The organism is Xanthomonas sp. SHU 308 (assembly GCF_000364645.1).
GTDB lineage: Bacteria > Pseudomonadota > Gammaproteobacteria > Xanthomonadales > Xanthomonadaceae > Xanthomonas_A > Xanthomonas_A sontii.
The window spans coordinates 1-14949 of record NZ_AQOK01000236.1; the positions used below are offsets into that span (position 1 = coordinate 1).

Below are 14949 nucleotides of genomic sequence, written 5' to 3' on the forward strand. Positions count from 1 at the left end.
ACGACTGGCTCGCCGCAAGCGCCTGCGGGAGCGGCTTCAGCCGCGACGAGGCATCACTGGGAATGCCTGTCGCGGCTGAAGCCGCTCCCACGAAAAAGAATCGCTGCCGTCGATCGGCACTGAGCCGCACCTCTTCTCCTGGTCTCGCCCGATCTCAGGAGGTGAGACGCCGCTGCCGCATGCTTGCGCGCTCCCCGCTGCTGCCCTGGCGCCCTTGCCGCAGGACAGCCAGGTGCGCATATGCGCTGACGTCGGCAGCACCTCGCCGGCCTGTCTGGACCAGGCCGCGGACAGCACTACCGCACACGCGGTGCCTGTCAGTGCGGGCAAGCGACAGGCGCCACCACGGGGATCTCTCCATCGATGGATCGCACCATGTTCAAGGCACGAATCGGCGATCTGTTCGCCAGCCACGCCCACGTCCTCGCGAATGCGGTCAATTGCGCCGGCATCATGGGCAAGGGCATCGCGCAGGCGTTCAAGCGGCGCTATCCGGCGATGTTCGAGGACTATGCCGTGCGCTGCCGGGAATGCCGCGTGCGCATCGGCGAGCCCTATCTGTACGACGACGCCAGCGGCATCCGCATTCTCAACTTTCCGACCAAGCGCCATTGGCGCTCGCCGTCGCGGCTGGAGGACATCGCGGCAGGGCTGGACTATCTCGCCGCGCGTCTGCGCGAATGGGACGTGCGCAGTCTTGCCCTGCCGCCGCTCGGCTGCGGCAACGGCGGTCTGGTCTGGGAGGAGGTCGGTCCGCTGATCTACCGCACGCTGGCGCACCTGCCGGTCGACATCGAGGTCTATGCGCCGTACGGCACGCCGCTGGCGCAACTCGAAACCGCCTTCCTGTCGCGGCCGGCAAACGCCTCGACCGAGGGCGTTGGCAAACGTACGGCACCCCAGCCGGGCTGGATCGCGATCATGGAAGTGCTGCGGCGGCTGCAGGCCCGGCCGGAGGCGCGGCCGATCGGGCGCACGCTGTTCCAGACGCTCTGCTGGGCCATGACCGAACTGGGCGTGCCGACCGGGCTGACCTTCGGCACTGCCGGCCGCGGCCCGCGCCAGGGCGACGTCAGGCCGATCCTGACCGACCTGGCCAACCGCAACTGGCTGCAGGAGCAGCCGCAGGGGCGGACCATGGCGCTGCGCGCCTCGCCGCAGTACGACAAGGAGCATGCGCGGTTCGCCGCGGCGTATGCGCCCTACGACACCGAGATCGCGAAAGCCGTGGACCTGTTCGCACAGATCAGGAGCATCGACCAGGCCGAGGACATCATGACGGTGTTCCAGGCCGCGCGCCGGCTGCAGGTGGCGCACCCCGGGCAGGCGCTCCCCGCGCAGCAACTGCATGCGCAGCTACTCGCTTCCAGGACCACGGTCGATTCCGAACAGACGCAGCAGGCGCTCGTCGAAGCGATCCGCACGCTGGTGGCGCTGGACTGGATACGCCTGAACTGAAGGCGTGCCAGGCGGGTGGAATCAGCGCGTTGCCGAGTCGAAGTCGGGCAGATCGCTCTTTCGTTCCACATGGCCTCTGCGTTCCGGCCGCGCAGAGTTCCGAGTGTGCCGCCGCGCTTCGGCAGCGGCCTGCCACCGCGATGGGTCCCGCATCACGCAGAACCACTCCACCCGCTCGCCAGTGCCCGGCACAACCTGCAACCGGTCAGAAGCGCACGCGCCAGACGCTGTTGCCGACATCGTCGGCAATCAGCAACGCGCCGTCCTTGTCCTGCGCCAGGCCGACCGGGGCGCCGTATAGCTGCGACTCGTCCTGCGAGTGGAAGCCGCTGACCACGGTCTGCGGCGGGCCGACCGGCCGGCCCTGCTGGAACGGCACGTACACCACCTGGTAGCCGCTGAGCGGCGAGCGGTTCCAGCTGCCGTGCTCGGCCACGAACGCACCCTCGCGGTACTTCGCCGGCAGCGCATCGCCGCGGGAGAACCACAGGCCGAGCGCGGCCACATGCGAGCCCAACGCGTAGTCCGGCTTGATCGCCTTGGCCACCAGGTCCGGGCGCTGATCCTTGACCCGCACATCCACGTTCTGTCCGTAGTAGCTGTACGGCCAGCCGTAGAAGCCGCCGTCCTGCACTGAGGTCAGGTAGTCGGGCACCAGGTCGGCGCCGATCTCGTCGCGCTCGTTGGCGATCGCCCACAGCTTGCCGGTGCGCGGTTCCCACTGCAGCCCGGTCGGATTGCGGATGCCCGATGCGAAGATGCGGCTGCTGGCGGAGGCGACATCCACCTCCAACACGGCCGCGCGGCGGTACTCCACGTCCAGCCCGTTCTCGCCGATATTGCTGTTGGAACCCACGCCGACGTACAGCTTGCGTCCGTCGGGGCTGGCCAGCAGTGCCTTGGTCCAATGGTGTTCGATCGTGCCGGGGAGATCGGCGAACAGCGTGCCGGGCGCGGTGATCTCGGTCTGGCCGGGGACGTAGGGGAACTTCATGATGTTGTCGGTGTTGGCGACGTACAGCGCATCGCCGATCAGTTGCACCCCGAACGGCGAGTGCAGCCCTTTCAGGAACGCATGCTGTTCCCACTTGCCGTCCGCGGTCCTGCGCAGCAGGGTGATGCGGTTGCCGCCCTTGGCGCTCTTGCCGGAGCGGCTCTGGACCAGCCCCGCGATCAGTTGCTTGGGCGTGGTGACGGGTTCCATCCCGGGCGAATTGGCCTCCACCACCAGCACGTCGTCGTTGGGCAGCACGTACAGCTGGCGCGGATGTTTCAGGCCGCCGGCGATCTTCTCGATCTTCAGGCCAGCCGCCACGGTGGGCGCCTGCCCCTCCTTCCAGCCCACCCCCTCGGGAACCTGCATCGGCGGCAGCAGGAAGTTGCGCGGCTGCGGCAGCAGCGGCGCGTTGCCCGCCTGCTGGTTGGGCTCGAGCGCGGCCTTGCCGCCGCAGGCGGCCAGGGCCATGGCGCAACTCAGCGCAAAAACGGACAGGCACAGGCGCTTAGCCATGGACGTAACCCTCGCGTGGTGTGGTGCGGATGGCGATGAGCACATGCCCGATCGCCAACAGCGCGACCGTGGCGATCGAGAGCCAGAGCCCGGCCGGGACCACCGCATACGCGTCGCGGCTGTGCACGAAGGAATTGAAGATGGCCGCGACGATGGCGAGCAGGTTCAGCCAGAAGTCGAGCCGTTCCACCGGCAGCGTGGAGCGCCGCGCGGTGATCCAGACCTGCACCAGGTTGATCAGGCGCGGCACGATGGCGATGACCAGCCCGATCGCGATCAGCCAGGCCGCCGCCTTGGTCCACAGGATCACGCCGCTGCGGGCATAGACGATATCGAAGATCAGCGCGGCGACGAAGCAGCCGAACGGAATGGGATTGAGCAGGCCGTAGAAGGCGTTGGCCACCACGGAACGGCGCGGTGCAGTCTGCAGATGCATGAGACGGCTCTCGACGAAAGGAAGAAGGGGGCGAAGCGCTCGCTCAGCACGAACCCGCGGGACGCGCCGCTGTGAGGGTGCGACCCACTATCTGCCCGCCTCTGTCTAGAGGGCGTCGCGATGGCACTGCGCGCACCGAGTGCCATCGCGCATCGTCGCGGCGGCCGCCGCCGCGTTCGCCGCGCTAGCTGCGCGTGCGCGCGATCGGCGCGCCGCTGCTCTCGCGCACCGACAGGCTCACCGGCACGATCGTCCTGCGCGGCGGCGCGGCCGCGTCCAGCCGCTCCAGTACCAGCTGCGCCGCCTGGCGACCGCGGGCGCGTGGTTGCGCGGCGAGCGTGGTCAACGCGGGCGTGCTCACCGCGGCCTCGGGGATGTCGTCGAAGCCGGTGATCGCGAAGTCCTTGCCCGGACGGATGCCGCGCGCGAGCAGGCCCAGCATCAGGCCCAGCGCGACCGTGTCGTTGTAGCAGACCGCCGCGGTGGGCGGCGCGTCGTGGGCGAACAGGTCGCTGTGGCGCGCGGCCGCTTCCAGGCGATTGGGCGCGGACTCGATCAGCCAGGCCGGGTCGACCGGCAGCCTGGCCTGCCGCATCGCCTGCGCGTGGCCGGCGCGACGCTGCCGGCAGGAACTGGAATCGGCATGGCCGCCGTAGAAGGCGATACGGCGGTGGCCGAGCGCGATCAGATGCTCGGTGGCCAGTTGCGCGCCGCGCTGGTTGTCCAGGCCGAGGAAACCCCAGTCGTCGGCGCCGGCAAGTTCGCGGTTGAACAGCAGCACGTTCGCGCGTGCGTCGAGCACCGTGTGCAGTTCGGCGGCGTCGCTGCCCTCGGCCGGCGACAGGATCACGCCGGCCGGCGTGTGTTCCATCAGCGAGGCCAGTACGGCCTGCTGCCGCGCGGGCGATTCGCCGGTGCTGCCGAGCAGGGTCACATAGCCTTGCTCACCCAACGCCTCGTCCACGCCGGCGGCGAACTCGGCGAAGAACGGATTGGCCAGGTCGTTGATGACCAGGGCCACGCAGGTCGAGGTGCGCCGGCGCAGGTTGGCGGCGCCGCGGTTGTAGACGTAGCGCTGCCGCTTCAGTTCCGCTTCCACGCGCGCACGCGTGTCGGCATGCACCAGCGGGCTGCCGCGCAGCACCAGCGACACGGTCGCGCGCGAGACGCCGACCGCATCGGCGATGTCGGTGACGGTCACCACCCGCTGGCGGTCGCGCGCGGCGGAGACAGGTGCGGTCTTTGTGGCCTTTTTCGCCTTGTCCGCATGCTCCGCCGCAACCGGAGCCGCCTTGCGCGCGGCGGCCTTGGCAACCTTGGAGCCTGCGGATCCGGTTCCGGGTGGACGCTTCTGGCTCATCGGATCGATTCCCTTCGGACGAGACGCGCAGCGTAAACCATCGGCTGCGCGCGCCTGCCGCGCGACGGCACGGACTCAGCGCCAGACCAGGCTGGCGGCGGACGGCGGCGCCGCGCACGGCGACACCGGCAGATCCTGCGGCTGCGTGCCCCAGCCCTGCGGCTGCGGCGCGTCGCGCAGGTCGAAACGCAGACGCCCGCCCTGGTGCAACTGCGCCCAATCCAGCCACACCGGCGCGTGCGCACGGCCGTCCAGCGACACGCCGCCGACGTAGCGCAGCTTGCCGTCGCCGGCCTGCGGCGCGTCGATGCGCAGCGTGCGACCCGCGCCCACGTCCAGCTCGACGTGCGAGAAGCGCGGCGCGTGCAGCAGGAACTGCCCGGTGCCGGGCACCGCCGGGTACAGGCCCATCACGCTGAACAGATACCACGCCGACATCGTGCCCAGGTCGTCGTTGCCGGTCACGCCGTTGGGCGCGTTGGTGAACAGCGTCTGCGCCGCATGCAGCACGGTGCTGGTCTTCCACGGCTGGCCGATCAGCGTGTACATCCACGGCGCATGCAGGTCCGGCTCGTTGTTGGGGTTGTAGCGGAACTGGCTGTAGTAGCTGTACGGCCCCATCACCCATTCCTTGCGCGCCGCGCCGGCCGGGTCGGCCAGCAGCGCGTCGTAGGCGAAGAAGGTATCCAGTCGCCGCGCGGTCTGCTCCGGCCCGTGCATCGCCTCCACCAGGCCCGGCACGTCCTGCTGCGCCAGCCACTGGTATTGCCAGGCCGTGCCCTCGTGGAAGCCATGCTGCGAACGCGGATCGTAATGGCCATCCGCCGGCGTGTACCACGCCCCGTCCTCGGTGCGCGGCCGCGGGAAACCGGTGAAGCCGGTCTGCGTGTCGCGGACAGACGGATCCCAGATCGAGTGCCAGTTGCGCCCGCGGCGGTTCAGCACGGCTGCGTCGTCGGCGTGGCCCAGCGCGCCGGCCATGGTCGACAGCGCGCAATCGGCCAGCGCGTACTCCAGGGTCGCCGAGCCGCCATGGTGCGGATCGACATCCATGCCCTTGGAGGGAAACGCGCGGTCGTACTGCACGAAGCCCTGCGCCAGGTAGTTGGCATTGCCGGAACGCCCCGCGTGGCGCGAGTTCAACGGCGGCATCTCGAACGCATTGCGGCGCAGTGCGGTGTAGGCCTCGGCCTCGCGCCCCTGCAGCGCGCCGAAGCGCCACAGATCGACCAGGAACGGCGTGACCGGATCGCCGGTCATCACGTTGGTCTCGAAGTTGGCATAGCCCCAGCGCGGCAGCCAGCCACCTTGTGCATTGATCGCCAGGATCGAGCGGCCGATGTCGGCGGCGCGCTGCGGCCGCAACAACGCCAGCAACTGGTTCTGCGCACGATAGGTGTCCCACAGCGAGAAGAACTCGTGGTAGGTCCAGCCGTCGGCGTGGTGGATGCCGTCGTCGTAGCCGCGGTAACGGCCATCGGCGTCGCTGCCGGTCAGCGGCTGCAGCAAGGCGTGGTAGAGCGCGGTGTAGAACACCACGCGGTCGTCGCCGCTGGCGCCCTGCACGCGCATGCTGGCCAGTTCCTTGTCCCAGGCCTGCTGCGCGCGGGCGCGCATCGCATCGAAGCCGAGCAGGCGGCCATTGACCATGCCTTCGCGGCGCAGGTTGTTGCGCGCGCCCTCGGCGTCCACGTGCGAGATCGCCGAGATGGCGGTCACCGCGCGGCCCTTGCTCAGGTCGAAGGTGAGCCACGCGCCGCTGGGCTTGCCCTCGCCCTCCATGCCGTGGCGCGAGCCCGGCACGCCGCCGGCCTCGCCCCAGGTGCCGAACGCCTTGAACGGGCGATCGAACTCCAGGCGGAACCAGGTGGTGTACTGGTGGCCGCCGCAGAAACTCTGCGTCACCAGCTTGCCTTCCACGACGCGGTCGCCGACCACGTTCAGGGTGCTGCCGGTGACCGTGTGGCGGGCGTTGGCCTGGCCGATGTTGACCAGCACGTGGCCCTCGCCCGAGGTGGAAAAGGTGTAGCGCTCGGCCGCAGCGCGGGTCAGTGCGGTCGCTTCGGCGTCGATGCCGCCGTAATCGGTCAGCCGCACCTTGTAGTAGCCGGCCTGACCGCGCTCGCCGTCGTGCTGGTAGCGCGCGCCATAACGAGTGTGGTCGAACGCCTTCGGGTCGCCCGTATCGAACGCGCCGCCGGGACCGATACGCCCGGTCACCGGCAGCACCGAGACCTGCCCGCCCTGCTCCCAGCAGCCGGCGCCGGACAGGAAGGAATGGCCGAAGCCGCGGATCTGCGGATCGTCGTAGCGCCAGCCGGCGTAGTGCGCGCCGATCGGGCTGACCTGGATCATGCCGAACGGAGCCGAGGCACCGGGGAAGGTGTTGCCGTCGTCCTTGCTGCCGATGAAGGTGTTGACCTCGGCACTGAGCCGCGGCGCGGCGACCAGTGCCGGCGTCACCAGCAGCAAGGACAGGGCGAACGTGCGCAGCAGGGAGGGCAGCGGGGAAGACGTCATGCGATGGATCCTGTAATGGACGACCGCGGCAAGCGCGACGGCGCGGTCGTGGACGGCGAAAACGGCGGCCCGGCCGTCGCCGGACCGTCGCGCCCATGCCGACCGCCGCGCGGCGGACATGGGCACGACAGGCTGCAGCCTAGAACTTGTAGGTCAGCCCCAGGTACGCCAGCCGCCCGGCGTAGCCGCCGGTGTAGAAGCGCGCCCGGGTGTCGTCGCCCAGATGCTGGCGCGACTCCTGCTTCGTCAAATTCAGCACCGACGCGGTGAGGCTGAGCGCCGGGGTGAGGTTGTACGCCGCGTTCAGATCGATCTGGTAGTACGGTTCCTCGTACACGTTCAAGCCGTTGACCAGGCCCTGCACCAGTTCGCCGCGACGGTTGTACGAGGCGCGCAGCAGCAGGCGGTCGGTCTCGTAGAACACAGTGAGGTTGGTCTGGTTCTTGGCGCTGCCCGGCATCGAGGTCTTGCCGACCTCGGTGCCGTCCTCCAGCCGCACCGCGGCCTTGCTGGCATCGTTGTAGGTGTAGTTGAACTGCACGCCGAGGCCGGAGGGCAGCGTGTGCTGCGCGTACAGCTCCACGCCCTGCGACACCGCGTCCTGGCCGCCGGCCTTGGTGCTGTAGTTCTGCACGGTGACCGTCTGGCCGTTGATCAGCATGTTGACGTCGCTGATCACATCGACCGAGAAGTTCTCCACGTTCTTGCGGAACAGCCCCACGCCCGCCACCGAGCCCGGCTGGAAGTACCACTCCAGCCCCAGGTCGAACTGGTTGGCCTTGTACGGCTCCAGCTTCTTGTTGCTGCCCGAGCCGTACCAGCCCTGCTCGCTGGCACCGCCGGTCAGGCGCCGGTCGGCCACGTATTCCGGGCTGTAGTACTCCAGGCTGCCGGGCGCGGCGATGGCGTTGTAGCTGGGCCGCGCGATCACCTTCGACGCCGCCGCGCGCAGCAGCAGGTTCTCGGTCAGGTCGTAGGCCAGGTTGAAGCTCGGCAGCACGTCGGTGTACTTGCGGTCCAGCGCACTGACCACGAACGACTCGGTGCGCTGCTCGGTGTCGGACAGCCGCCAATAGCCTTCGGTGCCGCAGTAGGTATCGGCTGGCGCGCCCGCGGGCATGGCCGCGCCCTGCTGACAGGCCAGCGGATTGCCGTCGGCACCATCGAAGAAATAATCGTTGTAGGCGGTCACCTTGTCGGTGGAATCGGCATGCTGACCGGTGCGCGCCACCCGCACGCCGACGTTGCCGCGCAGGCGCTCGGTGTGGAAGTTGAGCTGCAGGTAGGTCGAATAGATCTTCTCGTCGACGTTGTAGACGAAGTTGTCTTCGTTGCGGGTCTGCATCGCGCCGTAGGTCTGGTTCAAGTAGCCGATGTAGCCGGGGAAGTTGATCGCCGGGAACGCGCTGGACTTCACCCCGCCGGCCAGGTTGTCCAGCGGGAACAGCAGATCCGGCGAGAACTGCGTGGCCAGGGCATTGCAGCGCCCGTTCCAGTAGCGGTTGTTGTAGTCGCTCGGGTCGGTGCCCGGGCACACCCAGTAGTTGTTGCCGGTGTTGCGGTGGACGCCGCCGTCGCGGCGCTTGAGCCCGAACTGTAGCGAGTCGAAGAACGCGCCATCGATATGCCAGGTGGTATCGATCTGCGCGTACTGCTGCTGGTTGGTGTTGCGGGTCCAGGACGAGCCGGTCGAGCCCAGGTCGACCTGCAGGATGCCGTCGCGCAGGTTCTGCATCAGTTCCGGCGAGAAGGTCATGGACGGCGTGCCGGTCAGGTCCCAGGCGCTGGCGAAATTGCCATTGCTCCAGCTGCCGTCGGCGTTCTGGCGGCGCGGCTTGATCGGCAGGGAGAACTGCAGTTCCGGCCCACCCTTGGCCCAGGTGCGACCGGCCTTGAACGACACGTCCACCTTCTCGCCACGCCATTCGCCACCCAGGTCCACCGTCTGCGACAGCGACTTCTCGATGTTGTAGCTGCCGGTGATCTGCGGCGTCGGCACCGTACAGTCGTCCGAGCCCCAACCGCCCGGCGGCAGGCCGGCGGCGGCGGCCTGCGCCTCGCTGCAGTAGTAGGCCTTGCCCGGATGCAGACTGTAGTTGGCGCCGGTGACGATGGTGCCGCTGGGATCGAACTGCAGCCCGTCGAGCAGGCGGCCGCCGCGCCAGTTGCCGTCGCCGGAAGAGCGCGCGATGTTCCACTCGGGAATCTTGATGGTGTTGGTCTGCGCGTTCTGCGACAGATCGAAGCGGAAGTAGTTCGCGGTCAGGGTCAGGTCGTCGGTGGGCTTGAACTGGAAAGTCAGTTGCCCGCCCTTGCGCTCGCGGTCCTCGCGCTTGGCTTCCAGCGCGACCGCAGTCGGCATCATGAAGTCGGTGTAGTACCTGCCATTCTGGTCCCAGAAGCCGGGAGCGCCACCCCAGATGGCGTTGAAGTCCGAGGGCTTGCCGTTGACGTCGAACGCGCGGCCACCTTCGTCGCGCCCGTACCACTGCCAGTTTTCGGTGGTGGCATCCAGCGTGCGCGCGGTGCGCTTCTGCTGCGTGTAGCCGACGAACACGCCGAAGCGGTTGTCCTGGTCGTGCCACGAGTACGAGCCGGAGAACTGGCCATCGGTCTTCTTGCTGCTGTCCGACCACACGCCCTCGGCAGACAGGAAGCCGGAGTTGGGCTCCAGCTCCAGCGGGCGCCGCGTCTGCAGGATCACCGTGCCGCCGATGCCGCCTTCGTCGATGCGCGCTTCCGGCGTCTTGTACAGCTCGGCGCTGCCGAGCAGGTTCGACGGCAGCAGCGTGTAGTTGAACGAGCGCGTCGGGTCGCCGTTGGACTCGGCGGTGGCGATGTAGTTGCCGTTCAACTCGGTCAGCACCAGCTCCGAGGACAGGCCGCGCACGCTGACGTTCTTGCCTTCGCCGCCGTCGCGGGTGATGACCACGCCGGGCACGCGCTGCAGCGCATCGGCCACGTTCTTGTCGGGGAACTTGCCCACGTCCTCGGCGGTGATCACGTCGACCACGGCGTTGGCGTTGCGCTTCTGCTCCAGGCTCTTCTCGATCGCGTAGCGGTAGCCGGTGACCGTCACCGCATCCAGGTCGGTGGCCTTGACCTCGGCCTGCCCCGTGGGGGCCGGCGTGCCGTCGGCCTGCTGGGCGAAGGCGGTGGTGGAGGCAGCCGTCGCGAACAAGGCGATGGCGATGCCGGCAGACAGCGTGCTGCGGTTGCGTGCGGATGGCATGCAGTTCATTTCAATCATCCTCTCCCAAAGATTGATCGGCTGCGGCGGGTTTCTATCGATCCAAGGATCGGGCGAGAACCCCGCGCGGTGTGACACGAAAACTCTCCGGCGCCCTTGCGGCAAGCCGGCCTCCCTACGTCTTCTTCCCCCTTCTGCGCAGATGCGATTGGATCGTTCTAATACAGTGGAAAACTAAGTATCACAGCCCATGCAGCAGCGCATGCTGCCGCGCAACAGGCCTAGTACGGCGTACTACGTCCGCCAGGAGCGGCAGGCAGGCCGCGCTCACCGCGTTCGCACGCGGTCACGGCATGGCCTGCCGCGTCACCGGCTGCAGCAATTCGATCTCGGCCAGCGCCACGTCCTTGCCCGCATCCAGGCGCAGGCGGTACGCGCTGTACGCGCCGGGCTTGGCGATGCGGAACGGCCGCAATTGCCGCGCCCAGGCGAATGCCTGCGCGCGTCGCTGGTCCAGCGTGGTCCACGCGCCGTCGCCGTTGCGCCCTTCCAGCGTCCACGCCAGGCCGGACACCGCGGCATCGCCGCTGGTCAGCGTGTAGTACGTGGCAGGCATCGGTGTGTCGAAGCGCAGGTCGACACTGCGCCCGGCCGGCAGCGGCAGCGCCGTCGTTGCATCGTCGTCGATCAAGACCGCGGCCTTGGGTTGCCCTTCCAACGACACCGCCACGGCCTGCGACGCCACATCCTCCAGCCCGCGCGGCGCGCTGCCCGGCGGCGTCAGCGACGGCGGCAACGCGTCCGCGCCGCTGCCCCAGCGCGACGGCGTCGCCCCCATCACGAACTCCAGCGTGGCGCCGTCGGCGATGTCCTGGTGGCGCAGCCAGGCGGTGTTCCACGGCTTGCCGTTGAGCGTGAGCGACTGCACGTACACGTTGCGCGCACTGTTGTTGCGCGCGATCACTACAAGCTTGCGACCATTGCCGAGATCGACCTCCGCGCGCGGAAACGCCGGCGAGCCGATCACGTACTCCGGCGCGCCCATCCGCAGCGGATACAGCCCGAGCATGGCGAACAGGTACCACGCCGACATCTCGCCGTTGTCCTCGTCGCCCGGATAGCCCTGGCCGATCTCGCTGCCCAGGTACAGGCGGCGCAGCACCTCGCGGGTGAGGCGCTGGGTATTCCACGGCTGCCCCGCCGCCACGTACATCCACGGCAGATGGTGCGAGGGCTGGTTGCTGTGCGCGTACATGCCCATGCGCACGTCGCGCGCCTCGGTCATCTCGTGGATGACGCCGCGGTAGCTGCCGGCAAAACGCTTGTCCGCGGTCTCCGGCGTGGCGAAGAGTTCGTCCAGGCGGGCCGCCATGGCGTCCTCGCCGCCCAGCAACCCCGCCAGCCCGGCGGCGTCGTGCGGCGTGGTGAAGGCGAAGGTCCAGGCATTGGCCTCGGTGTAGTCGCCACCCCATACGCGCGGATCGAACTTCGACGCAGGCATGCTCCATTGGCCGGCCGGCGTGCGCCCGCGGAAGAAGCGGGTGGCCGGATCGAACAGATACACGTAGTCGGTGGCGCGCGCCCGGAAGTATTCGGCTTCTTCGCGGTAGCGCTGCGCCTGCTGCGGCTCCTGTTCCTGCTCCGCCAACGCCTGCGCCATCTGCGCCAGGCCGAAATCGTTGAGTGCGCCCTCCAGCGTCCACGACAGCCCTTCGTGCACGTCGTTGGCGGCGTAGCCGCGGTACATCGAGCGGGCCAGGCCCTTGCGGCCGACGTTCGACACCGGCGGCACCACCGTGGCATTGCGCAGCGCCGCCGCATAGGCCTCGTGCGGATCGAACCCGCGCACACCCTTCAGCCAGGCATCGGCGAAGGCCACATCGGAACTGGTACCGACCATCAGATCCGCATAGCCCGGCGAGGACCAGCGCGCCACCCAGCCGCCGTCGCGGTACTGCTGCAGGAAACCATCGATCATCGCCCCGGCCTGCTCCGGCGCGAACAGCGCATACGCCGGCCAACTGGTACGGAAGGTGTCCCAGAAGCCGTTGTTGACGTAGACCTTGCCCGGCAGGATCGGCGCCGACGTACGCTCGACATCGCCGCCGGCGTTGTCCTTGGACCAACTGTTCTGGTCGGCATGACGCCAATCCGGATGCGCCGCGTCGCCGACGTTCTCGTGGGCGATGTTGGGATACAGGAACAACCGGTACAGATTGGAGTACACCGTGACCCGCTGATCATGGCTGGCCCCCTGCACCTGTACCCGGCCCAGGACCGCGTCCCAGGCGTCCTGCGCCCGCGACTGCACCAACTCGAACCCGGCGTCGCCGATCTCCTGCTGCAGATTGCGCTGCGCCTGCTCCACCGAGATCAGCGAGGTGGCGATGCGCATCACCACCGTGCGGTCCGCGCCCGGCGCGAACTTCACATAGCCGGTCGGGCGCCCGGTGGCGATCTTGCCGCTGGCCGTCCACGGACGGTCGAAGCGCGCATACACGAACAAGCGCGCGGCGCCATTGGATAGGCCGCTACGCGTGTCGGAATAGCCACGCAGCGTCTGCGTCGCCGGATCCAGGGTCAGCCCGCCACGCGCGTCGACGTTGTCGAACAGCAGGTTGGCATCGCCGCCCTCGGGAAAGCGGAAACGGAAGATCGCCGCCCGCTCGGTCGGCGCCAACTCGGCGCGGATGCCGTTGTCGAAGTCCACCCGGTACAGATGCGGGCGCGCCTCCTCGTGGTCGTGGCCGAACGACAACGCGCGCTTCGCGCGGTCCGCCTCCGGCACCCCACGCGTGGACGACGGCATCACCTGGAACGTCTGGCGATCTCCCATCCACGGGCTGGGTTCATGGCTGATCGACAGCGCCTGCAAGCGCGGCCGGTTGTCGTCGCCGTTCTGCTCGTTCCAGCGGTACAGCCAGCTCAGCGTCCCCGCATCGGTCGCCGGCACCCAGAAATTGAAGCCATGCGGCATCGCCGTGGCCGGGATGTTGTTGCCGCGCGAAAACGTGCCATTGGACTGCGTGCCGCGCGTGGTCACCACCTCGTCGCTGGGCCGGCGCGCCGCCTGCGGCGCTGGTTCGCGTCGCACCGCGACATCGTCGATCCAGCCCGACGCCAGCTTGCCGGCGCCGGGCTGCACCTGCAGCTCGATCGCACGGATGCGCCTGCCGCGCAAGGCTGCCACCTCACCCAGCCGCACCTGCTTGAACGCCCACTGCTGCGGATACAGCGTCTTCGACGCCGCCTGCCCCGCCGCACCGACCAGCGCACCATGCTGATCCTCCACGCCCAACTCGGACAGGCGGCGCCCATCGTCGAACAGCAGATCCACCGCCACGCCGGTCGACGCCACCGTATCGCCATCGACGATCTCCGGCAGCACCATCCACGACAGCGTCGTGTCCAGCTCCACCGGCAGATCGACCGCAAACAGATGCGCGCGCCCGGCCGCAGTGGCGCGATAGTGCAGCGCATGCAGCCCGGTGTAACCCATGCCGGCCTTGGCCGCGTAGGGCTGCTCGGGGCCGTTGCCGATGGCGACCTGGACACCTGTGCTGTCGGACTGCGTGGACGACGCAGGCGCAGGGTCGCCGCGCTCGAACGAAGACGCGAAGCCGGGATCGGCCGCGCATGCCGCACCGCTGCCCGCGCACCACAGCGCCGATGCCGCGACGGACGCCCACCACCGGCGCGAAGACTCAGGCGGGTGCGCAAAGCACGGACGGATTGGCATGACAGGCTCCCCAAACTCTCTCGGTCGGCTGTGCCGCGACGCATGGCGTCACGCACCTCGGTGGCTACGGCGCGCAGCTAAGGCACGCAACATGGACCGGATCGACCCGATGAATCGCAGCTCAAGTCGGCATCCGGCACCGTTTCACGACCGCAGCTGCATGCGGACACAAGAGCAGGCCTCAGCAAACGCGTAGCACGCGATCCCTACCAGCCGTCTTCCCCGGATGCGCTGCATCAACGGCTTTGGATCGATCCAACTGAGCTAGAAGTAACACGCCTTTTGATGAGTTGCATGCTGCTGCGCAACAGTTCGCCTCCGTATCGAAACGCGATCCAGCATCGATCGCGTTGCGTTGAATACGAAGAAGGATGACGCTGTACCGTCCCGCGACGAGGAGCGATCGAAGGCGATAGAGCGCCCTGCCTGACTGACGATCAACGGCTACACTGGCAAGTGCTGGATCGCTCCACACACAGGGGTTTCAAATGAAAATGGCCACACTCGCACTTTCGACAGGGCTGCTGGCCACGTCGAGCGCATTTGCCGACACAACACGCTGCTCGACGGACTCGTACGGCAACACCACGTGCCGGGGCGACGACGGAAGCGTGACGCGCACCAGCAAAGACTCCTACGGCAATACCACAACCCGTGACGACCAGGGCAACGTGATTCGCTGCTCCTCGGACTCGTACGGCAACAAAACCTGCCGCGGCGACGACGGAAGCGTGAC

8 protein-coding genes are annotated in these 14949 nt (G+C 68.4%); 2 read left to right on the forward strand and 6 right to left on the reverse strand.

The features are described 5' to 3' along the window. Window positions 1-375 precede the first annotated feature (375 nt). Window positions 376-1458 carry a macro domain-containing protein gene (locus D588_RS0108820; protein ID WP_232764263.1) on the forward strand — a complete coding sequence of 361 codons (1083 nt, stop codon included), beginning with the start codon at window positions 376-378 and terminating at the stop codon, window positions 1456-1458. Window positions 1459-1663: 205 nt separating this feature from the next. Here D588_RS0108820 and D588_RS0108825 read toward each other — a convergent pair whose 3' ends face one another. The 6 genes from D588_RS0108825 to D588_RS0108850 form a co-directional block, all read right to left on the reverse strand. Then, window positions 1664-2968 (reverse strand): sorbosone dehydrogenase family protein, encoded by a 1305-nt coding sequence (locus tag D588_RS0108825; RefSeq protein ID WP_026143526.1) that lies wholly within the window; start codon window positions 2966-2968, stop codon window positions 1664-1666. Then, complete coding sequence (locus D588_RS0108830) at window positions 2961-3404, reverse strand: DUF2231 domain-containing protein (RefSeq protein ID WP_017915709.1); 444 nt, start codon at window positions 3402-3404, stop codon at window positions 2961-2963. The genes D588_RS0108825 and D588_RS0108830 overlap by 8 nt, the downstream gene beginning before the upstream one ends. Window positions 3405-3588: 184 nt before the next feature. Continuing rightward, on the reverse strand, window positions 3589-4764 hold the full coding sequence (locus tag D588_RS0108835; protein ID WP_017915710.1) for a LacI family DNA-binding transcriptional regulator: 1176 nt from the start codon (window positions 4762-4764) through the stop codon (window positions 3589-3591). A 75-nt stretch (window positions 4765-4839) separates the two neighbouring features. Beyond that, the gene (locus tag D588_RS0108840; RefSeq protein WP_017915711.1) at window positions 4840-7284 is read right to left on the reverse strand and encodes a GH92 family glycosyl hydrolase; all 2445 of its coding nucleotides are present in this window, start codon (window positions 7282-7284) and stop codon (window positions 4840-4842) included. Window positions 7285-7423: 139 nt separating this feature from the next. Further along, window positions 7424-10525 (reverse strand): TonB-dependent receptor, encoded by a 3102-nt coding sequence (locus D588_RS0108845; RefSeq protein ID WP_017915712.1) that lies wholly within the window; start codon window positions 10523-10525, stop codon window positions 7424-7426. A gap of 295 nt (window positions 10526-10820) precedes the next feature. Next, window positions 10821-14213 carry a GH92 family glycosyl hydrolase gene (locus D588_RS0108850; RefSeq protein WP_017915713.1) on the reverse strand — a complete coding sequence of 1131 codons (3393 nt, stop codon included), beginning with the start codon at window positions 14211-14213 and terminating at the stop codon, window positions 10821-10823. 488 nt (window positions 14214-14701) lie between these two features. Here D588_RS0108850 and D588_RS28480 point away from each other — a divergent pair. Beyond that, window positions 14702-14949: hypothetical protein (locus D588_RS28480; RefSeq protein ID WP_232764264.1), on the forward strand; the 248-nt coding region annotated here is incomplete at its 3' end.